This is a genomic window from Peptoniphilus rhinitidis 1-13 (assembly GCF_000246925.1).
In the GTDB taxonomy this organism is placed as follows: Bacteria; Bacillota; Clostridia; order Tissierellales; family Peptoniphilaceae; genus Peptoniphilus_A; species Peptoniphilus_A lacydonensis.
In genome coordinates, this window is sequence record NZ_BAEW01000019.1 from 1 (window position 1) to 22,426 (window position 22,426).

At 30.0% G+C, this 22,426-nt stretch carries 21 protein-coding genes; 8 read left to right on the plus strand and 13 right to left on the minus strand.

What is annotated here, in order from left to right:
• Positions 1-294: 294 nt before the first annotated feature.
• The 5 genes from RH95_RS08275 to RH95_RS09530 form a co-directional block, all read right to left on the minus strand.
• The gene (locus RH95_RS08275) at positions 295-2,709 is read right to left on the minus strand and encodes a VirB4-like conjugal transfer ATPase, CD1110 family (protein WP_026038625.1); all 2,415 of its coding nucleotides are present in this window, start codon (positions 2,707-2,709) and stop codon (positions 295-297) included.
• Positions 2,709-2,864, minus strand: coding sequence for a hypothetical protein (locus RH95_RS09610; protein WP_158309974.1), 156 nt, complete (start codon positions 2,862-2,864; stop codon positions 2,709-2,711). The genes RH95_RS08275 and RH95_RS09610 overlap by 1 nt, the downstream gene beginning before the upstream one ends.
• Before the next feature lie 13 nt (positions 2,865-2,877).
• Positions 2,878-3,474, minus strand: a complete 597-nt coding sequence (locus RH95_RS08280; RefSeq protein WP_010247989.1) for a PrgI family protein — start codon at positions 3,472-3,474, stop codon at positions 2,878-2,880.
• Between the two features lie 10 nt (positions 3,475-3,484).
• Positions 3,485-4,408 carry a hypothetical protein gene (locus RH95_RS08285; RefSeq protein ID WP_010247992.1) on the minus strand — a complete coding sequence of 308 codons (924 nt, stop codon included), beginning with the start codon at positions 4,406-4,408 and terminating at the stop codon, positions 3,485-3,487.
• Between the two features lie 127 nt (positions 4,409-4,535).
• Entirely contained in the window at positions 4,536-4,841 is a 306-nt protein-coding gene (locus RH95_RS09530; protein ID WP_158309975.1) for a hypothetical protein, read from the minus strand.
• Positions 4,842-4,993: 152 nt separating this feature from the next.
• Here RH95_RS09530 and RH95_RS08290 point away from each other — a divergent pair, with 152 nt between their 5' ends.
• The 8 genes from RH95_RS08290 to RH95_RS08325 all read left to right on the plus strand — a co-directional run bounded on the left by RH95_RS08290 (position 4,994) and on the right by RH95_RS08325 (position 13,572).
• A complete protein-coding gene (locus RH95_RS08290) occupies positions 4,994-5,719 on the plus strand; it encodes a DUF5058 family protein (protein WP_010247997.1) in 726 nt (241 codons plus the stop codon).
• A 2-nt stretch (positions 5,720-5,721) separates the two neighbouring features.
• Complete coding sequence (locus tag RH95_RS08295) at positions 5,722-6,432, plus strand: hypothetical protein (protein ID WP_010248000.1); 711 nt, start codon at positions 5,722-5,724, stop codon at positions 6,430-6,432.
• A gap of 11 nt (positions 6,433-6,443) precedes the next feature.
• Entirely contained in the window at positions 6,444-7,361 is a 918-nt protein-coding gene (gene glsA, locus RH95_RS08300; protein ID WP_010248003.1) for a glutaminase A, read from the plus strand.
• A gap of 35 nt (positions 7,362-7,396) precedes the next feature.
• Positions 7,397-8,770 (plus strand): sodium/glutamate symporter, encoded by a 1,374-nt coding sequence (locus RH95_RS08305; protein ID WP_010248006.1) that lies wholly within the window; start codon positions 7,397-7,399, stop codon positions 8,768-8,770.
• An 18-nt stretch (positions 8,771-8,788) separates the two neighbouring features.
• Positions 8,789-10,189, plus strand: coding sequence for an amidohydrolase (locus RH95_RS08310; RefSeq protein WP_010248008.1), 1,401 nt, complete (start codon positions 8,789-8,791; stop codon positions 10,187-10,189).
• A gap of 1 nt (position 10,190) precedes the next feature.
• Positions 10,191-11,369 (plus strand): M20 metallopeptidase family protein, encoded by a 1,179-nt coding sequence (locus tag RH95_RS08315; RefSeq protein ID WP_010248010.1) that lies wholly within the window; start codon positions 10,191-10,193, stop codon positions 11,367-11,369.
• A 411-nt stretch (positions 11,370-11,780) separates the two neighbouring features.
• On the plus strand, positions 11,781-12,614 hold the full coding sequence (gene panC / locus RH95_RS08320; protein ID WP_010248011.1) for a pantoate--beta-alanine ligase: 834 nt from the start codon (positions 11,781-11,783) through the stop codon (positions 12,612-12,614).
• Position 12,615: 1 nt separating this feature from the next.
• Entirely contained in the window at positions 12,616-13,572 is a 957-nt protein-coding gene (locus RH95_RS08325) for a bile acid:sodium symporter family protein (protein WP_036743441.1), read from the plus strand.
• 60 nt (positions 13,573-13,632) lie between these two features.
• On the opposite strand, the gene RH95_RS08330 is transcribed toward RH95_RS08325, so the two are convergent.
• From RH95_RS08330 to aroB, 8 genes are read right to left on the minus strand one after another with little or no spacing between them, the layout of a single operon-like run.
• Entirely contained in the window at positions 13,633-14,358 is a 726-nt protein-coding gene (locus tag RH95_RS08330; protein WP_010248015.1) for an aminotransferase class IV, read from the minus strand.
• Positions 14,342-15,130: a 3-deoxy-7-phosphoheptulonate synthase gene (gene aroF / locus RH95_RS08335; RefSeq protein ID WP_010248018.1), complete on the minus strand. Its 789-nt coding sequence runs from the start codon at positions 15,128-15,130 to the stop codon at positions 14,342-14,344. The genes RH95_RS08330 and aroF overlap by 17 nt, the downstream gene beginning before the upstream one ends.
• On the minus strand, positions 15,127-17,148 hold the full coding sequence (gene pabB, locus RH95_RS08340) for an aminodeoxychorismate synthase component I (RefSeq protein WP_010248021.1): 2,022 nt from the start codon (positions 17,146-17,148) through the stop codon (positions 15,127-15,129). Before pabB ends, aroF begins: the two co-directional genes overlap by 4 nt.
• Positions 17,145-17,585: a type II 3-dehydroquinate dehydratase gene (locus tag RH95_RS08345; RefSeq protein WP_010248024.1), complete on the minus strand. Its 441-nt coding sequence runs from the start codon at positions 17,583-17,585 to the stop codon at positions 17,145-17,147. Before RH95_RS08345 ends, pabB begins: the two co-directional genes overlap by 4 nt.
• Positions 17,566-19,077 (minus strand): shikimate kinase, encoded by a 1,512-nt coding sequence (locus RH95_RS08350; RefSeq protein ID WP_010248026.1) that lies wholly within the window; start codon positions 19,075-19,077, stop codon positions 17,566-17,568. The genes RH95_RS08345 and RH95_RS08350 overlap by 20 nt, the downstream gene beginning before the upstream one ends.
• A complete protein-coding gene (gene aroC / locus RH95_RS08355; protein WP_010248029.1) occupies positions 19,065-20,159 on the minus strand; it encodes a chorismate synthase in 1,095 nt (364 codons plus the stop codon). Before aroC ends, RH95_RS08350 begins: the two co-directional genes overlap by 13 nt.
• Positions 20,149-21,384: a 3-phosphoshikimate 1-carboxyvinyltransferase gene (locus RH95_RS08360; RefSeq protein ID WP_010248032.1), complete on the minus strand. Its 1,236-nt coding sequence runs from the start codon at positions 21,382-21,384 to the stop codon at positions 20,149-20,151. The genes aroC and RH95_RS08360 overlap by 11 nt, the downstream gene beginning before the upstream one ends.
• Positions 21,368-22,420, minus strand: a complete 1,053-nt coding sequence (gene aroB / locus RH95_RS08365; protein ID WP_010248035.1) for a 3-dehydroquinate synthase — start codon at positions 22,418-22,420, stop codon at positions 21,368-21,370. The genes RH95_RS08360 and aroB overlap by 17 nt, the downstream gene beginning before the upstream one ends.
• Positions 22,421-22,426 lie beyond the last annotated feature (6 nt).

Consider the following 22,426-nt stretch of genomic DNA (forward strand, 5'->3'; position numbering starts at 1 on the left):
CATAATCATTGCTCATAGATTTTTAAATATTGTAAATATTGTAGATAAAATTATAGTATTACAAGATGGAGAAATAGTTGAATTTGGAAAACATAAAGAGCTAATTAAAAAAGGAGAAATTTATAAACAATTAGCTAAATTATAAATTTAAGATTATCCATCTAAAAATAGTCACAAAATCTTTATTTTGTGACTAAATTTAGAATCTTATATTTTGTTATTCTTTACCTATTCCCTCTATCTTAACATATTTGAACAAAAAATTCCCCTTAGTTTTTCTAAGGGGATTTTACATTAAACTATTTTCTTTCCTTCTTTAATTTTCTTGATTTCGTTAGGGTCTGTAGTCATCATTTCATAGAGCTTAGTGTTCTTCGGAAACTGGTCCACAAAAGGAATTACTTCCCCTTCCGTTATAAGAAGTCCTCTATCCTTACCAGAGTTCTTAATATAAGTTAGCTCGTTTTCAGAAATATTAAGGGCTTCGGCAACTATTTGCCTATCTGTTGATGCTTGGTTAAATAGAAGTACATAAGATTCAGCGTTATTAAGCATAGATCTTACGTTTTCATCCCTAAGCATATCTTCTACGTTTTGAGTGATACCTGTGATGATACCATAATACTTTCTAGCACGTTTATACAATGTATAAAGGAAGTTTGAGGAATATCTTGATGCAAATAATAGGTAAATTTCATCTATATATATCCAAGTTCTTTTGTTTCTCTTCCTGTTTTCAACTACCTTGTTCCAAACGTGGTTAAGTGTTACTAGTAGTCCTAGTGGCTTTAATGATTCTCCAAGATCTCTAATATCAAAGATAGTAAATCTGTTGTTAATGTTGATGTTAGATCTATGGGAAAATATGTCAAGTGATCCTATTGCGTACATTTCAAGTATTGTAGCAAGTTCATAAGCATAATCTCCTTGTTTTCTTAAAACATTATATAGGTCTTTAAGGGTTGGCATTGCTTCTGTTTCGCCAGCGATAATTGGTTCATAAACTTTTTTTATAGACCTATCTAGGATTGATTTACTAGAACCATCTAGGGCATATCCTTCACCTGCTATAAGCTCCATGAAAGATAGCATATAGTCTGACTTATTTGATATAGGATCTCCATCTTCTGAGTCTTGGTTAAAGTTAATATCTAGGGGGTTAATGTGTGTCTTAGAACCAAGAGATAGCTTTACAACTTCGCCTCCAAGAGCTGAAGTTAATGCACCATATTCGGCTTCTGGGTCAATTACTATAACGTCATCGTCTGTGTTAAGAATTACGTTAACTATTTCTCTCTTGGCACCAAAGGATTTACCAGAACCAGGTGTTCCTAATATAAATCCGTTACCATTTACTCTCTTCCTTCTATCTAAATAAATTAGATTTTTAGTAATGGCATTAAGTCCATAATAAAATCCTGTTTGTTCAAATAATTCTTCTGCTTTAAACGGAATAAATATTCCTGTTGCTGTTGTTGTTAGTGTTCTAGAGTTATTTAAAAGGTTAAATCCTAAAGGTAATACAGATCCAAAGCCTGCCTTTTGTTCATAATCTAGTGCTGTAAATTCAAAGGAGTTTCTTCTGCCGATTGAAGATATTTGGAATACATTGTCGGCCAATTCTTCTTCTGTTCTACCAGATGTTTCTATTAATAGTGTTGCTAAGAACATTCTTTGGTTTCTAGCATTTAATTCCTCTCTAAGGTCTTGTGCATCTTGAAGGTTATATTGAAGTTTCATAGAAACCATCTCTTCTCCACCACCCATAGGTAGAAGCTTTTGTAACTCATTTAGCTTTTGAGTATTCATAAGAGTAATATTCATATCTAAGTTTTTCAAAGCTTCTTCTTGTGGGATTCCTTGAAGGTGGAAAGTAATTGTTAGAGGTATTGGTAGTTCTGTAATTTCAGATATAATAGAGTCTTTTATAGACTTTGGATAATTCTTTGCATAAAGAACTCTTCCGTATCTGTTACCTGCTTTATATGTGGACTTGTCATCAAATGTAAAAGAAGTTGCTATTAGTTCTTTTGAATTCATGTTTTGTTTCATTAAATTCTCATAAGAATAATCTCTTCCATGGTATTCTGGATTGATAATAGAGTCTAATAGCTCAATTCTTTCTGATCCATTTAAAACCTTAACTGTATTAACAGACTTGTTTCTCTTGTTATATACTCCATCAAAAGCTTTCATTATTTCATCTTGAATTCTGTTTAAATGCATCTTTGCTTCGTCATAATCGGCTGCCTTTACAGAAAAAGTTAAATAAAGTCTCTTAGAAATAATGTTGTGACCTTCTTTAATTTTTGCGTTAATAATGTCGTTATACTCTTCTCTAAAAAGGTCTAACTTGTCTTGTCTCATTGGTATTTTTGTTTGAGATTCAAGTTCTTTAAAGTCTGTTAACTTATTTTTAATTGTAATTGAAAAAGCAACATTAGAGTCAAATAAGTTTATAAGCTCACAATATTTTAAGAAAATTTGCTTTTGATCTTCTTCCGAAATAAGTTGATAGTTCATGTCTTTGAATTCAATTGTTTTTGAATAAAGAAGACCTTCTCTTACCTCGCAAACTCCATCTGGAAAAATCCTATCATAATTTAAGATTTCATCAGCATATCTAGCTCTATTAAAGTCATTCTTTTTACCTTTTAGTTTCTTTTCTGATTCCTTTTGGTATTCTATATACTTTTCCTGTTTCGATATTACTCTCTTATTCTTTTTTTCTTTTTTTTCTGTTCTTTTTCAACTTTTTTATCTACTTTTTCATCTTTAGCCTTTTCAACTAAATCACTTGGTGTTTTAGGCTCTTCTTGTTTATTTTCAATATTTTCTTTTTCTTTCTTTTTAAATATTGCCATTTAATCCTCCCACTTATATTGTTCCTATATTCCATTCTTTTTTAAATCCAGCTTCTTTATCTTTATTTCTTTTAATCTTGTATTCCTTAGTTAAAATAGAGCCGTTTATTGGACCTTCCCACTTAGCTCCTTCTTTTGCCAAGTTAGAAAAACTTCCTATAGGGTTCATCCAAAGTTTAAGTCTATTTTCTCTAGAATCATCTTCTGTTAGTTCGGGGATTCTTTCTCCTGTAGCCCTATCAAATCTTGATGATTTATTAAAATCTACTTGTATGAAAGTATCATCTTGTATCATTGGATTTTCCAATTGTTTCAATGTAATTCTGTAAGGAAGTTTTTGAACTCCAAATTTAAATTGAAACATTACCTTTAACCATTGTTCAAAATTTTTGCCGTTTTTATTAAAAAATCCAAAAAGAGCAAAAGGTATACAAGAAAAAATAATGACATAAGACATGTCTGTAATTGTCATGAAGGATTTAAGTATAAAAACTTCTAATACAGAAAGAGCTATTGCCCCTGATATACATCCTACTTGTCTAACTGTATATCTTCCTAAAACTCTAGGTTTATATGCTTTCATATCATTAGGTACTGGTACTATTAACATTTATTCCTCCTTAGTTTGCTCCTGTAAGTCTCTTTGATATTGGTTCTGCTTTCTTTAAAAGTTGCATAAACATTACTGTTAAGAAGACTCTAGAAAACATAGATATAGGTAAAGTAAAGGCATTTACGTCTTTATTATCTACTGCATCTTGTAAATAACTACTTCCGTTAAATAGTATGCTTATTATCTTTCCACCAGTTTGATCCGAGGCTACTCCAAAGAAAGCATCTACATTATTCGCTATTGCTGAATAAAGAGCAATTACTATACCTATAACTATAAGTTCACCTGCAAAGGCAAATAAAGTTCTCAAAAAGTTCTTACCAGCCAATGAAGTTTCTTCATTTACAAGTGTTGCAACTCCAATAGGTGTTATTAAATAATAAATAACAATCTTTATTATTAATGATGCAAAGGTCAATGCTATAAATAAGGTTAGAACAAGTAATATTAAAGAAAGTATACCTGTCAGTAGCCACGAAGCCCAAGCCTCCATTAAGTTAAGTCTTCTTGCTAATTGCGTAAAAACTTCATCTGCAATTTTGCCCTCTGTTCCAAATGACGTTGATGCCTCTAGGATATAATTCAATAGATCCATTGCACCACTCATCATTGATTTAAAAAGGTTCGGAGATGCATCCATAAGTATTTTTACAAGTGAAGCTTTTATAAAAAATTGTAAGGGTGAAAAAACCCCTTGTGTAGAAAAGTTGTCGTTTTTTACTGAAATATTGAACAAACCTACTAAGAAACATATTGCAAATACTGCGTAAGCTATACCCATCGTGTAGTTTACAATTTGAGTTACTGCTGTGTTAGAAAAAATTGTATCTATACTTTGGTTGCTAAAAAAGTTTCCTACAAGAGTGTCTATTTCTCTTTGAGAAATCAGCTCGAAAGCACTTTTCATTATTCTTGCTTTTGATGGTAACATATACCAATTTCACTCCTTTCTTTTTAGTTATTATCTAACTATGTGGAATATACCAAATATTTCGCTTTTTTTAAGATAAAAATAAAAAAAGACTGAAAGAAATTTCTTCCAGTCAAAAAATATTTTTTTATGTTCCTAATGGAGCAGAACCATTAGAGCCAGTATTTATTTCTGTAAAAAGAACTCCTGATACAGCTATAATAATTCCACCTACCATTTGCATTATACCTTTCGATACACCTGTTGGTTGTGACGATTGTAGGTTTATGCCAATGTTGCCTAAACCCATGATTGTCAATAATCCTCCACCTGCAAAAAACGCAACTTTTGTTAAAGTTAACATTGATGTCAGGAAGGTTGAGTCACCAGTTTTTACAAAACTTGCTGAAAATACTACAGCACCTTTTTCACTTTTTGTATAAAATATAAACAAAACCAATACGGTTAATCAAAATAGTGTATTACTGATTCATTTTGATAAATTATTACTTTATTTATGCTCAAAGTTAGATATAATATTAATATATCTATTTTGTAAATTGCTCTTTACATAAGTAGATAAATATAAAAAGAGGAGTTGATTTTATGGATTTATTGAGTATTTTAAATTCAAAACCACTTTATTTATTAGTAGGCGTTTCACTTGCAATTATTTTTGGCATGTGTATCTTTTTTTGCAGAAGAGCAATTAGGAGAGCAAGAGAATTAAATATTACACAGGATAAGATTAATTCTGTAATTAGATCTTCTGTTGTATTTTCAATTATTCCTTCAATATCAATTATAATTGGGCTTATAACACTTGCACCACTTTTAGGAGTACCATGGCCTTGGTTTAGACTTTCGGTGGTAGGTTCTCTTCCGTATGAACTTACAGCTGCAGATCTTTCGATAAAAGGTGCAGGATATGTAAATTTTGATGATTTTATTGCAAAGGGTGAACCGACTGTAATTGGTGCAATTATGTTCGTTATGAGTATTGCAATTATGGGTGGAATGGTGTTTAACATAGTTGCACTTAAAAAGGTTCATACAGGGGTACTTAAAGCTGGAGAAAAAGAAACTCCTTTTATTGAACTTGCACTTTCTGTACTTACAATAGGAATGATGTCTGTATTTGTTCCAGTTCAGAGTGTAAAGTCAAAAATTCATCTGCTTACTATTGTAGTTAGTGCAATAATAACGGTAATATGCTCGAAGTTAGCAAAAAAACACAATATAACTTGGTTAAATGATTTCACGATGAGTTTTGCACTAATTGGTGGAATGACAGCAGCTGTTATTTTCACAAACATGGGAATAGGAGGTTAATTATGCAAATGTCAGATTATATGAAAAAAACTTATAGATATGGAATTATAGCGACATTAATTGCAATGTTATTAATGCTAGGAATTCCTGCAATAATGTGTATAGTATATGGAATTTGGCCAGCGTGGTCACTTGTTGCATCAGTAGCAGGTCCACTTTTAGCCCTTTATATCCCAACTGCACTTGCAGAACAGCTTTCAATGATTCCAATTGGAGGAACAACTTGTTATTTAAACTCAATTCTTGGAAATGTAATGAATATAAAATTCCCCTGCTATTTAGCAGCAATAGGAACAGTAGATGCAACACCAGGAACTGAAGAAGCAGATGTAATGGGAATGATAGCAATTACAATTTCTGGTATGATTACAATGATAATAGTAGTTATTGGAGTCATTCTGTTAACACCTTTGAAGCCTATACTTGAAACAGAAACAGTGGCAATAGCTACAACTTATATTTTGCCAGCTCTTTATGGAAGTATGGGAATTTCAGCTTTTATTTCAACATCTGCGGGATCTAAATATAGTGCACCAAGAAAGCCAATTATTGCTATTATATGCTTGATTTTGGTTTATGGATTTAATTTCCTCGTTATGCCTCTTGCAGGTAAAGAAGGGTATGCCATGCTTGTAATGATGTGTGTAACTATTGGAGTATCATATATCCTTTATAAATCTGGAGTAGTTAAGTTAAATAAAGTTGAAAAATAGGGGTGATTTTTATGGATAAGATTTTAGATTCTGTAATAGAATACGGAAAGGAATTTGTTGAAGAGGGAAAATTAGTAAATTATATTCCTATTTTGAGAGATGCAGATAAAACTGCTTTAGGAGTATGCCTTATTGACAAAGATGGAAAAATTTATGAAGCGGGAAAATCTCGTGAAAAATTTGCAATAATGTCAATTGTAAAAGTAATACTTTTTGAAATCGTACTTGAAAATTATGAGATTGATGAAATAAAAAAATATATTGGATTTAAAGGATCATCAAAACCTTATGATTCAATTTTAGATCTTGAGTTGGAAAAAGGAAAGCCAATAAATCCTTTTGTAAATGCAGGGGCAATAATGTCTTCTTATTTGATTTATAAAAAGTTTAAGGATAAATCAGTAGATGTTCTTTTTGAAAAAGCAAAGACTTTAACAGAGAATAAAGACATTGATTATGCTAGAGAATTGATGAAGCTTACAAGTAATGGGGGAGAAAATAATTTGGCTCTTACTTATATATTAAAAAAGCATGGTTATATTGACAAAGAAACAAATATAGAAGATGTACTTTATATTTATAATTTAGCGTGTTGTATTATGGTAAACACTAAAGATTTAGCTGTTCTATCCTCTATAATATCAAGAAATGGAATAAATCTTGATGGTAAAAGGGTTATGGAAAAAGATCATGCTAGAATTTTGAGGACACTTATGTCAATATGTGGAACTTATGATTATTCTGGAGATTTTGCAATCAATATTGGAATACCTGCAAAAAGTGGAGTTGGAGGTGGAATTATGGCAACTACCAATAAAGATATTGGAGTATGCACTTTTTGCCCAGGATTAGATAGATCGGGAAATTCAATTGCAGGTGTAAAAATGTTGGAGATGGTTTCAAAAAAATTAGATTTGGGTTATTATTAAGGTTTATTAGACTTAGATAGAAAGGGAGAGATCTTATGTTTACAGGAGCAATGTTTACAACATTATTTCAAAGTATTTCATTTTTAGGGCTATTTTTATTAATAGGCTTTTTCTTGAGAGCAAAAGTTAAAGTATTTCAAGAAACTTTTATTCCTGCAAGTGTAATAGGTGGATTTATATTACTTATACTTGGACCAATTGGATTTGGAATTATACCAATTCCAGAAGAATGGATTAAAATTTGGTCTTTAATTCCAGGAATTTTAATTGTTCCAGTTGTTACAGCAACTCCACTTGGGCTTGATCTTGGAGGAAAGGATGCTTCTAAGAAGTTTAAGCCGGCAGTTCCGTTATTTTTTATAATGTTTGCAACTTATTATTTACAAAACGTAATTGGATTTGGCACGAATTTATTATTCAAGTCTTTTGGACAAGAACTTTATGACACATTTGGTTGGGAACTTTGTATTGGATATACTGGAGGTCATGGAACAGCAGGTATTCTTGGAAATATGTTAAATGAACTTAATATTCCATATTGGGAAACTGCACAAGGAGTTGCAGTTACAATGGCTACTTTTGGACTTGTTGGTGGAATTTTGATAGGAATGGTTTTAATAAATTGGGCAGCTAGAAAAGGAGAAACTTCAATATTAAAAGAACCTGGTGATATACCTAAAAACGTAAAAATTGGATATGAAAAAGACATAACTAAACAAGGATCATTGGGTAGAGAAACTACTAAATCTGCATCAATGGACACAGTTACTTTTCACACAGCAATAATATTTTTAGGTTGTCTTATTGCTTATGGACTTTTAGCATTAGCTAAGAAATATAATATTCCTGGTTTCAAATCAATTTCAGTATGGGCATATGGGATTTTAGTAATGTTTGGAATTTGGGGAATTATTAGAAAATTGAATTTGGACTTTTTAATTGATTCAAATGTAAAGGGAAAAATAACTGGGTCGTTTACAGAATTTGCTGTAATAGGTGCAGTCGCATCTCTTCCTCTTGATACAGTTTTCACTTATTTGGCCCCAATTCTTGTAATGGTAATATTAGGATTTATTGGAACTGTTGCAATATTATTTATTTTGTGCAAAAAATATCTAAAAGTAGATTGGTTCGAACACATGATAGCAACACTTGGTATGAGCAGTGGCGTTTTTTTGACAGGACTATTACTTTTAAAAATATGTGATCCAGATTCTGAAAGTACAGCTTTAGGAAATTATTCAATTTCATTTTCAATAATTTCCGCAATAACTTTTGCGTTGATGCCACTTATTTTGAATATAATTTTGACTAGAGGTACGGGAAGTGCATTTGCATTAACATGTGTACTTACAGTTTTTGGAATCATAGCTACAATAGTTTCATCTAAATTACTTTTAAAAGATTAAAATTTTAAGGAGAATGATATGGATAAATATAATGAAGAACTTATGAATTTAGCAAAAGATATTTGGGGATATGCAGAAATTAAATGGAAAGAATATAAATCTGTTGAAGCTCAAAAGGAAATTTTAAAAAAATATGGATTTAAGATAAATGAAAATTTAGCAGGGTTACCGACTGCTTTTAGTGCAGAGTATGGAAATTCTAACGGAATTACAATTGGATTTTTAGGAGAATTCGATGCACTTTCTGGACTTTCACAAGTTGAAGATTTAACAGAAAGAAAAGAAAAGGTTAAAGGAGCATGTGGACATGGATGTGGTCATCATCTATTAGGGGCTGCTTCTATTGGAGCTACACTTAAATTAAAAGACTATATTGATGAAAAGAATTTGAAAGCTAGAGTTATATATTTTGGAACTCCTGCTGAAGAAGGTGGAAGTGGAAAGGCCTTTATGGCTAAAGCTGGATGCTTTGACAATTTAGATATTGCAATAACTTGGCACCCTTTTAATGGAAATGCAGTTTTCACAGGATCTCTTCAAGCAAATAAACAGGTATATGTAAAATTTAGGGGCAAGGGAGCACATGCTGCAGGAGCACCTCATTTAGGAAGATCAGCTCTTGATGGACTTGAACTTGTAAATATTGGGGTTCAGTTTTTAAGAGAACATATGCAAGGATTTGAGAGAATTCACTATTCAATAATTGATCCAGGAAGTGCATCTCCAAATGTTGTGCAACCTTATGCTGAAGGGATTTATTTATTGAGATCAAAGGATACTGAACATGTGAATAGACTTTATGATAGATTTGAAAAAATTGTTAAGGGTGCAGCGCTTATGACAGAAACAGATTCTGAAATAATTTTTGACAAAGCTTGCTCCAATATAATACCAAATTCTGTTATAGAAGAAGAACTCTATAAAGCTTTTTTAGAAGAAGGACCTATTGAATTTACAGATGAAGAGATAGAATATGCTAAAAAGTTTAGAGAAACTTTTCCAGTGGACAATATTGAAAGTGAAACTACAATTGGATTTGCGGAAGATAAGAATTCAGAATTAAATTATTTAAAAGAGAATGTTTTATATGATAAAATTTTAGATTATAAACATTCAAATAATATAATGATGGGATCATCTGATGTTGGAGATTGTTCAAACGTAGTTCCTACAGCTCAAATTGTAACAGCTTGTTTTTCAATTGGAACGGCAGGGCATTCTTGGCAAGAAGTAGCACAGGGAAAATCTTCAATTGCTATGAAGGGAATGTTAAAAGCTTCAGATGTAATGGCAAATGCTGCAAAAAGATTTATTGAGAATCCAGAACTTATAAAAAAGGCGCATGAAGAATTTATAGAAGCTAGAGGAGAAAAATTTATTTCCCCAATACCAGATGATACAAAGCCAAGGATGAATTAATATGGAAAATATTTTAGGAATATCAAAAGAAAATCAAAAACTTTTAGTAAAAATTAGACGGGAACTTCATATGAATGCAGAGACTTCTCAAAATGAAGTAAAAACATCAAAAATTATAATGAAGTATTTAGATGAATTTGGAATTTCATATAAGAGTGGAGTTGGAGGAAATGGTATAGTAGCAGAAATAATTGGTGGTAATCCTGGCAAAATTGTTGCACTTAGAGCTGACATGGATGCACTTGAGATGAGAGAAGAAACAAATATTGATTTTAAATCAATTGATGAAAATGTCATGCACTCTTGTGGACATGATTCTCATATGACATTTCTTTTAGGAGCGGCAAAACTTTTAAATGAAAATAAAGATAAGATAAGGGGAAAGGTAAAACTCGTTTTTCAACCGGCAGAAGAACTTTCTCCAATAGGCGGAGCACCTAAAATTTTGGAATCAGGATTGTTAGATGATGTAGATGCAATTTTTGGTTCCCATGTTTGGCCAGATCTTCCATTTGGAAAAATTGCAGTAAAAGAAGGTGCTATGATGGCAAACTCCGATCATTTTACAATAAAATTTATTGGAGCTTCATCTCACGCAGCTAAACCTCATGAAGGAGTAGATGCAGTAATAATGGGCGCTCAGTTTGTAAATGCAATGCAAACTCTTATTTCAAGAAATACTGACCCAATGAATTCTGCAGTTTTAACTGTTGGAAGATTTATAGCAGGGACAAGGTACAATGTAATGGCAGAAGAAGCTATAATTGATGGAACTTGTAGAACTTTTTCAAAAGAAGATCGAATGAGGATTTTTAGAGATATGGAGAATTTAGCAAAGGCAATTGCACAAGTTAATCATGGCGACTGTGAATATAATTATGGTTTTGGCTATCCTGCTGTTATAAATGAGAAAAACTCTGTTAAGATTGTAAAGGAAAGTGCAACTGAACTTTTTGGTGAAGATGCTATTTTAAATATTGAAAAACCAGCGATGACAGCAGAAGATTTTGCCTTCTATCTTCAAAAGATTAAAGGTGCTTTTTACTGGGTTGGAATTGGCAGTAAAATGGAAAAAAATTATCCACTTCACAGTAAAAATTTTTATTTAAACGAAGAAATTTTATATAGAGGAGCTGCTCTTATGTATGAAATTGCGATAAATTTTTTAAGTAAAAATTAATACAAGAATTTCTTTTAATGAAGATTGTAAAATAAAGTTATTCACATAAATATAAAATAAGTCATGTAAACTTTGTGATATATAGTAATGAACAAAAACAAAATTCACAAAGGAGATTTACATGACTTATTTAAATTATCACATAAAAAGATATATTAAAGGGACTAGCCTAAAAAAAAGAAATGATTAAGGGTTAAGAATATAGAAATAGACAAATTCCTAAAAAGTTAATCCAGTCCTTAATTCCTATCTATTATCATATTTTTAAACAATATAATTATGAAAGATTTTTTCCACTTTATAATTTTTTAAAAAGTGTTATAATCATTCGAGAAGACGGTATTATTTTTAAACCGTACTTGAATATTTATTATTAAATATTTCTCTAAAATAATTTATAAGGAGAGAAGAATGAAAATTTTAAGAAATGTTGATGACGCTATGGAATTTACCAAAGGAAATTACCAAAAGTCTGTAGGCTTAGTTCCAACTATGGGATTTTTGCACGCAGGTCACAGGTCATTAATTGAAGAAGCGAGAAAGAATAACGATATTGTTGTTGTGTCAATTTTTGTCAATCCAACTCAATTTGGTCCAAATGAGGATTATGAAAAGTATCCAAGAGATGAAGAAAGTGATTTTAAACTTTGTGAAAATGCTGGTGTTGATGTTGTGTTTGTGCCTGATGCCAATGAGTTTTATGATAATCACAAGACTTATGTAACTATTGAGGATTTAAAGGACAATCTTTGTGGAAAGACTAGACCTATTCATTTTAGAGGAGTTCTAACTGTGTTGACAAAATTATTTAATATTTTTAGACCAACTAATGCTTATTTTGGTAAAAAAGATGCTCAACAATTTTTAATTGTTAAAAAGACTGTCAAGGATCTTAATTTTGGTATTAATATTGTTCCCTGTCCTATTAAGAGAGAAGATGATGGACTAGCTATTTCGTCTAGAAATGTTTATCTTTCAGAAGAGGAAAGAAAAGCAGCGCCTGTTTTGTATAGGGCTTTGGAAAAAGGAAGGAGTTCCATAAAAAAAGGAATGAGGTCTGATGATTTAGTTAAAATTATTAGGGATGAGATAGAAAAGGAACAGCTTGCAAAAATTGAATATATACAAGTTGTTGATACTGATGAGATAAAAGATGTAGAAATTATTGATAGAGATGTTCTTGTGGCTTTAGCAGTTCATTTTGGAAATACAAGACTTATTGATAATTTCTTCTACGAAGTTTAATATGCTTAGAAAAATTTCATATTACATTGAAAAGTATTTGATTATCATAATTTTAATTTTGTCTGCTTTTGCTTTGAAATTTCCAAATAATTTTAAATTTATGACAAATTATACTTCTTTATTTTTGGCAGTTGCAATGTTTGGGATGGGAACGAGCATTGAAGTTGAAGACTTTAAAAGTTTACTAAAGGAGCCAAAATTGATGTTTTTGGGTGCTCTTTGTCAATACACTTTTATGCCTCTTTTAGCATTATTTTTGTCTATTTTGTTTAAACTTCCAAAGGATATAAGTTTAGGCTTGATATTAGTTGGTGCTTGCCCAGGGGGAACTGCGTCAAATGTTTTAAGTCATATTTCTGGTGGAGATGTGGCTTATTCAGTTCTTTTGACTATTGCGTCTACAATTCTTGCACCTATTGTCACGCCACTTATTGTTTATTTAATGGCAGGGTCAATTGTTGAAGTTTCTTTCTTTTCAATGTTTATGTCAATAGTTCAAGTTATTGTACTTCCCGTTGGCCTTGGAATTATAGCAAATACTATTTTTAAAAAGGAGATAAAGAAGATCAATTATATTTTTCCTCTTATTTCATCTATTGCAATAGCTCTTATTATTGCTGCAATTGTTGGATTAAATTCAGAGAAGATATTGACATCAGGTCTTTTAGTTTTTGGTGTAGTTATTATTCACAATATTTGTGGAATTCTTTTGGGGCTAGGTGTTGCAAATTTATTTAAGCTAGATTATGATAAAAGTTCAACTCTTTCTATAGAAGTTGGCACGCAAAACTCAGGACTTGCAGTGGTCTTGGCAAATACAAATTTTGCACTAAATCCATTGGCAGCTCTTCCTGGTGCAATTTTTTCTGTAATACAAAATTTAATTGGCTCAATTTTTGCACATATTAGGGCGAATAGGAGAGAGTTAATAGAAGATAATATAGAATACAATGCGTAGTTATATAATTTGAATAAATTTATTAGGAAGTTAAATATGAGGCTGGAGTTTTTCAGCCTTTTAAAATCCAAATTTTTTTAAATTATCTTGAATTAATTTTGTGTTGTCTTCTCCACTAAATTTTATTTTTTCTTTTTCACAATTTATTAGTGATACATTTCTAACTCCCATAAGTGAGTTTGATATAAAACATTCTTCAAAGTCTGATAGTTCTCCAAAATTAATAGCTTTTTCTTTTATTTCATAGTTTTCTAACAAAAAATCTCTCATTGTTCCCTTCAAAATGCCTGAAAAAATAGGTGGAGTATAGATTTTATTTTCTTTTACGAAAAATATATTTGCAAAAGAAGTTTCTGCAACTTCATTTTTTTCATTTAAAAATAAAGAAGAGTCATAGTCACTTTCATTTGCCAATTTGTGCTCTAATATATTTTCATAGTAGCAAAGGCTTTTGTGGTAAATTATTTTAGATGTGCTATTTCTTTTTGCGTCAGATATTTTAAGTTTAAATTTTTTATAGTTATTTTTGTAATGGTCTTCTCTTGATGTCAAAATAAAATTTTCATCTGAAACAATTATTTTAAGTGCAAAATTTTTTTCCTCTGATTTAGATAGATAATCGTAAATTTTATCGCACTCTATTTTTCTATTTATTCCAAAAAATTTTAAACTTTTTTCAAGTCTTTCTATATGTTCTTTTAAAAATAGAGGTCTTCCATCTACAATTTTTATTGTTTCGAAAGCACCTTTTCCAAAAGAATATCCATCGTCAAATTCTATTTTCATAAAAATCTCTCACATAATTTGAAATTTTTTCGTAAGTTTCATAGTCAATAGTTTGAGCTGCATCACTTTTTGAATCATCTGGGTTTGGATGAACTTCTATCATAACTCCATCAAAATCAAGAGCAAGACTTGCTTTAACCATTGGCTCTATTAATTCTCTTTTACCAGTTCCATGGCTTGGGTCAACAATCACAGGATAACTTGTTTTTTCTTTTAATATATATGCTCCAGCAAGGTCCAAAGTATTTCTTGTTTCTGTTTCAAAAGTTCTAATACCTCTTTCACAAAAAATTATATTTTCATTTCCCGCAAGTTCAATATATTTTGCAGCCATTTCCCATTCTCTTAGAGTTGCAGAAAAACCTCTTTTTAATATAACAGGTTTTTTAGTCTTTCCAACTTTTTTTAAAAGAGAGTAGTTGTACATATTTCGAGAACCTATTTGAAAAATATCTACATAATCTTTCATCATATCAACATGGTCTTCGCTTAGAACTTCTGTAACTATTGGAAGACTTGTCTTTTCTGATGCTTCTTTTAGGTATTCTACACCTTTAAAGCCAAGTCCTTGAAAGTCGTAGGGACTTGTTCTAGGTTTAAAGGCACCTCCTCTTAAAATATCTACGCCCATTTTTTTTAGTGATTTCGCTTCTTTTATTATATGATCGCGAGATTCTATGGAACAAGGACCAGCTATAAGTAGAGGCCTCCCATCGCCAATATTTAAATCTCTAACTTTTATAATTTTTCCTTTACTTAAATTATTTTTCATTTTACCTCTTGACTTCCCTCAATTTCTATTTCGTCAAAATTGTTGTAGTAAGACTGAAGTGCCAATAGCGCCCCCTTAGCTTTTAAAACAATTTCGTCAAATTCATCTTCAGCATCAGATAGGAGTATGATTGCACCTCCAACTCCAATTGTAGTCATATCTTTTTCAATTATAGCAGTTCTTATGACAATATTAAAATCCATTGTAGAATTATTTGAAATATATCCAATTGTACCAGAATAAACTCCGCGAGGGACATTTTCCAAATCATCTATAATTTCGAGAGTTCTTTTTTTGGGAGCACCTGTCATGGAACCGCCTGGGAAAGTTTTTTCTAGGACATCAATTACATCAACATTTTCTTTTATTTTTCCAGAAACTGTTGTAACTAATTGGTGAAGAGTTTTGTAGGTTTCTACGTCCATTAACTTTGGGACATTGACAGATCCAATTTCACAGAATTTACCCAAATCATTTCGGAGGAGATCCACTATCATAAGATTTTCAGATTTTGTCTTTTCTTCATTTCTAAGTTCATTTATTAATTTTTGATCTTCTTCTTTTGAATTCCCACGTTTAATTGTACCCTTAATTGGTTTAGTAGTCACAATTTTATTCTCATCTACTTTTAAGAATCTTTCCATAGAAGATGAGGCAATTTTAATTTCATCTAAGGGAAGAAAGGCACTGTATTGTCCAGGACTTTTTTCTCTTAAATTCATATAATATTTTTTCCCATCAATATTGTCTAAAATATCTAATCTATTAGTAAGGCAAACTTCATAGGTTTCTCCTTCGCAAATAAGTTCTTTAATTTTTTTTATGTCGTTTAGATAGGTTTCTTTGTCTTTTACAAATTTTAATTTTGGAAATTCTTTTTTTATTTTATTATCTTTTTCTGTTTCTGATTTTTTATTTAAAATATTTTTGACTTCACTTAACCATTTCTTGTCGTCTTTATAAGAAAGGATATAGAGTTTGCCATCTTTGTGATCGTAGACTAAAGCCCTGTCGCAGTATTTAAAATAGGCATCTGGATATTTATAAGAGTGTTTATTTTTAACTTTTTCTGTATCATTTTTTAGTTCATAACCCAAGTAGCCAATATACCCAAGTTGAAAGTCGAAGGGAAGTGACTTGTCATAATTCCATTTTTTTCTATTTTCTTTTAAAAATGTGAAAATATCCTCATTATATTTTTCTGCTTTTTTAGATCCTTCATAGATTTTTTCTACAATTTTGCTATGGGCATTGTATTTTAAACTGTGACCTCTTTTGGGACTGCAAATTCCAAAAATAGAAAATCTTGATAGACCTTCTTCAACTTTGCTGCTGTCGAGCCAAAGAGTCTTTTTGTCGTAATTATAAAGCTTTTCGTAAATCTCTTTTGTGTCAAAACTTTTATCGATTATTTCATAGTAAAGTTCTTCTTCATTATAAAAATCTTTACAAATATCTATAAAATTTTCTATTAATTTTTCTCCACATTCACTTGCTATGGATTCAGGGTGAAATTGCACTCCGTAAATTGGTTTATTTTTGTGAGAAATACCCATTACTACGCCATCAGATGTCACTGCATCAATATTTATATTTTCAAGTTCTTTGTTTTCACAAGTTAGTGAATGATATCTTGTGACCTTAAAATTATTTTTTATTCCCTTGAATAAATTTTTTTCGTTGTGATTTACTTCACTTTGTCTTCCATGCATTGGTATTTCTGCTTTTAAAATTTTGCCACCATTGTAATAATAAATTCCTTGATGTCCTAAGCAAATACCTAAAATTGGTTTGTCCAAATTTTCTATAATTTCTTTGCACACGCCAAAATCTTTTTCTTTTTCTGGACTGCCAGGGCCAGGGGATATTATCACATTGTCAAATTCTAAATTTAAGATTTCGTCATAAGTCATTTCATCATTTTTAATTACAATAGGTTCTGTCCCACTGACTTTTCCAATTAATTGAAAAAGATTATAAGTGTATGAATCGTAATTATCTATTATAAGTGATTTCATTTTTGCTCCTTTAAATAATTCTTTAGATATATTATTGCTTTTTTGTATCCTAAAATTCCGCAACCTTCAAAAGATTTTATAGCAAAATTTCTTATAAAATTTATTTGCCTAAAATCTTCTCTTTCAGATACTTTTGATATGTGCACTTCAACAGTTGGAATGTCAACGGCTTTTAGTGCGTCAAGTATTGCCACACTTGTGTGAGTGTAAGCCGCAGGATTTATAACTATGCCATCAATTTTTTTGTAACTTTTTTGAATAACATCAACTATTTCACCTTCATGATTTGATTGAAAATGTTCAATGTCAATATTTTCAATTTCTGAAATTTCGTCAAAGGATTTTAGTAAGGTTTCATAATTTTCACTGCCATAGATGTCGACTTCTCTTATACCCAACATATTTATATTAGGGCCATCAATTACTAAAATTTTCATATTTTTCAAATTCCTCCAAAATTAATTCCAAAGTTTTTTCCTTGTCTTCGATTACATTTATTTTTATGTCAGAGAGATCACTGTATATTGGATTTCTTTTGTCATACATTTTTTCTAGAGTTTTTAAATTTTTAGATAGAGGTCTGCCAAAGGTTTCAAGTTTTTCAATATTTCTATTCAAATAAATTACTATGGAATTTTGCAAAATCATATCTCTATTTACTTCTTTAATAGGAGTTCCACCCCCAGTTGCAATTACTATGCCATTTTTTTTGCTGACTTCTTCTAAAATTTTTGTTTCTAGATCTCTAAAGTATTTTTCGCCTTTATTTTCAAATATTTCCGATACAGATAAATTTTCTTCCTCTTCAATTAAATTATCTGTGTCAAAAAATTCTCTATTTAATTTTTTTGAAAGAAGTTTTCCCATTGTAGTTTTGCCACTTGAAGGCATGCCAATTAATATAATATTTTCCATATTTCTTTTTATTTTAGAATACATTTCTTCTATTAAATTTTCATCTAATTTTTCATTTAGGAAAATTTCTGCTGCGTAAAAGGCTTGAGCTACTAACATTAATAGTCCAGACATTGTTTTTAGACCGAGCTTTTTTGCATCCAAAATTAATTTTGTGTTTAGAGGATTGTAAATTAAATCTACTACGCTCTCTAAACTTTTAAAAATATTTAAATCCAATTTGCATTCTAAGTTATCTGGATACATTCCAACAGGAGTTGCATTTATTATTACATTATAATCTTTAAACTTATTTAAATTTTCATAATTATTCTTAGAACTTCTGCTTATGACAGTGACATTTTTCGCAAGATTATCTTCTACAAATTTTTGGACCATTTTGCTTGCACCACCACTTCCTAAAATTAAAACTTTTTTATTTTTAAGACTTATGCCAAAGTGTTTAATGCTATAAGAAAATCCAAGATAATCTGTGTTGTATCCAATTAATTTGCCATTTCTGTTAACAATTGTGTTTACCGCGCCAATTTCTTTTGCAAGGGGGTCTATTTTATCTAAATATTTTAAGGAAGTTTCCTTGTAAGGGATTGTAACATTTATTCCTGTGAAATTTCTTTTTTTAAAAAAATCTTTTAGTTTACTTTTTTCAATATTTTTTAAATTATAATTGTATTTTCTAAAGGACTCGTGAATCTCTTTTGATTTGCTATGAGATAAGCTTTCGCCGATTAGCCCATAATGAAAATTTTCCTCTTTAACTTTTGAGATGATTTTTTTGCTTTCACTAAAGATTTCTTTATAAATTGGCATTACAATATTTTTAAATTCTGGGTTAATTTTACTTTCTAAATTTTCTATTATATCTTTTTCTCGGTTTTTATCAGTCGTGTTTAAATTGTGATTTAATTTGTAGATGCCAATGCCTTTTGCAACATTCATTCGCTCTTCTAAAAGTAAAATTATTTTTGAATCAATTTCATCCAAAGTTTTTCTCGATTCCTTTAAATTTTCCATTTCTCACCTTCTATAACTAGATCTAAAATTGCAATTGCAGTCATCGTTTCTAGTGCCACAACTGCTCTTGGGACAATTGATGGGTCATGTCTTCCATTTATTTTTAAATTTTCAACTTTTTTATTTTTAATAGAAATAGTTTCTTGAGCTTTTCCAATGGAGCTTGTTGGTTTTATTGCAGTTCTAAAAATTATTGGCATCGAAGTGGATAGACCTCCAATAATACCTCCATGGTTATTTGTTTTCGTTTTAACTTTTCCATTATCATAATAGTAGGAATCATTGTGGTAACTTCCAAACATTTTTGCTGCTTCAAATCCACTTCCAAATTCGATGCCCTTAACTCCTGGCACAGAAAAGATAGCATGAGATATAACTGACTCCATAGAATCAAAAAATGGTTCTCCAATTCCAATAGGCATATTTAAAATAGCAGTTTCAATAATTCCACCAATGGAATCACTTTTTTCCTTTGCACTTAAAATTTCTTTTTGCATTTCTTCTTTTGAAAATTTGTCAAAGACAGGGAAATAAGAGTTTTTTAAATTATAGAATTCATCATTATTTAAATCTTCATAGTTTAAATCAACATCATTAACTTGTCCTATACTTTTAATTTTAGATATGATTTTAATATTTCTTTTCAAAAGTAAATCTTCTGCAATGGAACCGGCAATTACTATTGGAGCAGTCATTCTACCAGAAAATTGTCCACCACCTCTAATGTCATTGTAGCCATTGTATTTAACATAGGCAGGATAATCTGCGTGAGATGGGCGAGGATGATCTTTTAAATTTTCATAGTCTTCACTTTTTTGATCTTTATTTTTTATTATTATAGATAAAGGAGCACCACAAGTTATGCCATCCACTTCACCGCTTACAATTTTAAATTCATCTAATTCTTTTCTTGAAGTTGAAAATTTATTTTTACCAGGTCTTCTTCTATCTAAATTTTTTTCTATTAAATCATAATTTATTTTATAACCTGTTTTTACGCCATCAATGACAATTCCAATTTCTTTTGAATGGGACTGACCAAATAATGTAATTTTAAAATTGTTTCCAAAACTATATGACATGTGTTATTCCTCCCAAAGATTCAAAATCATGAAAAAAGTTTTTATAAGATTTTTCAACGCATTGGCTATTTATAATTGTAATAGGACCATCTGCAAAAGTTGCTGCAATACTCGCAGCCATAGCAATCCTGTGATCATTATAGGAATTGATTGTAGTGCTTTTAAAATTATCTAGTCCATTAAAAGAAAAAGAATTTTCAAATAAATTAACTGCTATTCCCAAATTATTTAGCATTTCAATTGTACTATTTATCCTGTCACTTTCCTTTAATTTTAATCTTTTTATATTTATTACTTCTATTTTTTTGTTGGAAAGTGCAGATATTATAGAGAGAATGGGCACTACATCGGGCATATCCTTTGCATCCAAAATAATTCTTTCTTTTGCATCTTTTATTTTTGAAAGTTTAAAATTTCCCATAGAAATATTTTCGTAGCCCAAGGATTTTAAAAATTTTAAAGCATTTTTGTCACCCTGTTTGGAATTTTTGTTTAAGCCTTTTACTTCTATGCCAGTTACCAAGAAAAATAGTGCATTGCTCCAATCTCTTTCCACAATATAATTTGTTGCTTTAAAGTTATTTTTACAGATATATAAATTATTTTTTTCAATAACATTTGCACCAAATTTTTTCATCACATCAATAGTCATACAGATGTAGGGTTTTGATTCTATTTCAGTAGTAATTCTAATATTAAAATCTTTAGAAGAATAGCCTGATGCAATTAAAAGACCAGAGATAAATTGTGAACTAATATTTCCAGGGAGTTCAAAATTATAATTTAATAGTTTTCCTTCTAAGAAAATACACTCATTTTTTTCATAAATATTTACACCATGTTTTGAAAATAAATTGAAATAAACAGAGTTAGTTCTATTTATTAAAGTACCATGTCTAATTATTTTTGCACTTATTCCAAGAATTGCAATTATTGGGAGTAGAAGTCGTAAAGTAGTTCCACTTTCATAAACGTCTATTGTCACATTTTTCTTAAAAGATTTTGGAGGTTTTATATGAAATTTATTGTCTTTTTTAATTATTTCTACACCCAATGCCCTTATAGAATTTATAGAAGATTCAATATCTTTGGAAATATCTTCTATTTCAATTATAGATTCACCTTCTGCAAGTGCTGCACAAAAGAGGGCTCTGTGGGCATAGGATTTAGATGTTATAGCTTGGATTTCTCCACTTAATTTTTTATTTTCAATAACTCGATTCATTTTCTTTTCCCAGTTCAATTATTTCTCTAAGTTCATCAAAGCTAATTTTTTTATTTGTTACTTCACCGATTTTTATAGGAAGAATAATATTTATTAAGTTTTTATTTATCTTCTTGTCGTGTTTTAAAATTTTTAAAATTTCATCTGTATTAAACTCGTATTGAGTTGGAAGACCATATTTTTTAAAAGTGGAAATCAACTCTTTTGAAAAATCGTCTTCAGAAAGGCCCATTTTATAACTTGCTCTTGCCATATAAATTGTTCCTATTCCAATGCTTTCACCATGATTTAAATTGTAATTTGAAAGTGATTCTATTCCATGACCAATGGTGTGACCTAAATTTAATCTTTGTCTTTTACCTTTGTCCTTTTCGTCATCTCTTACAAAGTCCAATTTTATATTTAATGACCTATAAATAATTTTTTCATAATCCAGAGAACCACAATCTTTTAAGTAGTCAAATAGTTCTCTATCTTTTAATACAGAATATTTAAAGATTTCTGCGAGTCCATTGTTTATATTTTTATTATCTAAAGTTTCTAGAAAGCTGTAGTCAATGTGCACATACTGTGGAAAATAAAAACTTCCTATTTGATTTTTTAAATTTAAAAAATTAATTCCATTTTTGCCACCAACAGAAGAATCAATCATGGATAAAAGAGTTGTGGGTACGGAAATAAAATTTATTCCTCTAAGATAAGTTGATGCAACAAAACCGGATATGTCGCCAACTACACCGCCACCAAAAGCAATTATAATATCACCTCTGTTAAAATTATTTTCCGACAAAAATTTATTTATCTTTATAAAGTTTTCCATAGATTTAGAATTTTCGCCAGGAGAAAATTTATAAATAAAAAAATTTAGGTCTTCCATTATATAATTTATTCTTTCACTGTAGATATCAAAAACAGTTTTATCTGTTATAACTAAATATTTAGCATCTCTATTTTTATTTAAATAGTTTTTTAATTTTAAATCACTTTTATAATCAATATCAATAGTATAATTATTTTCTTTTACTTCAATTTTCATAAAAAT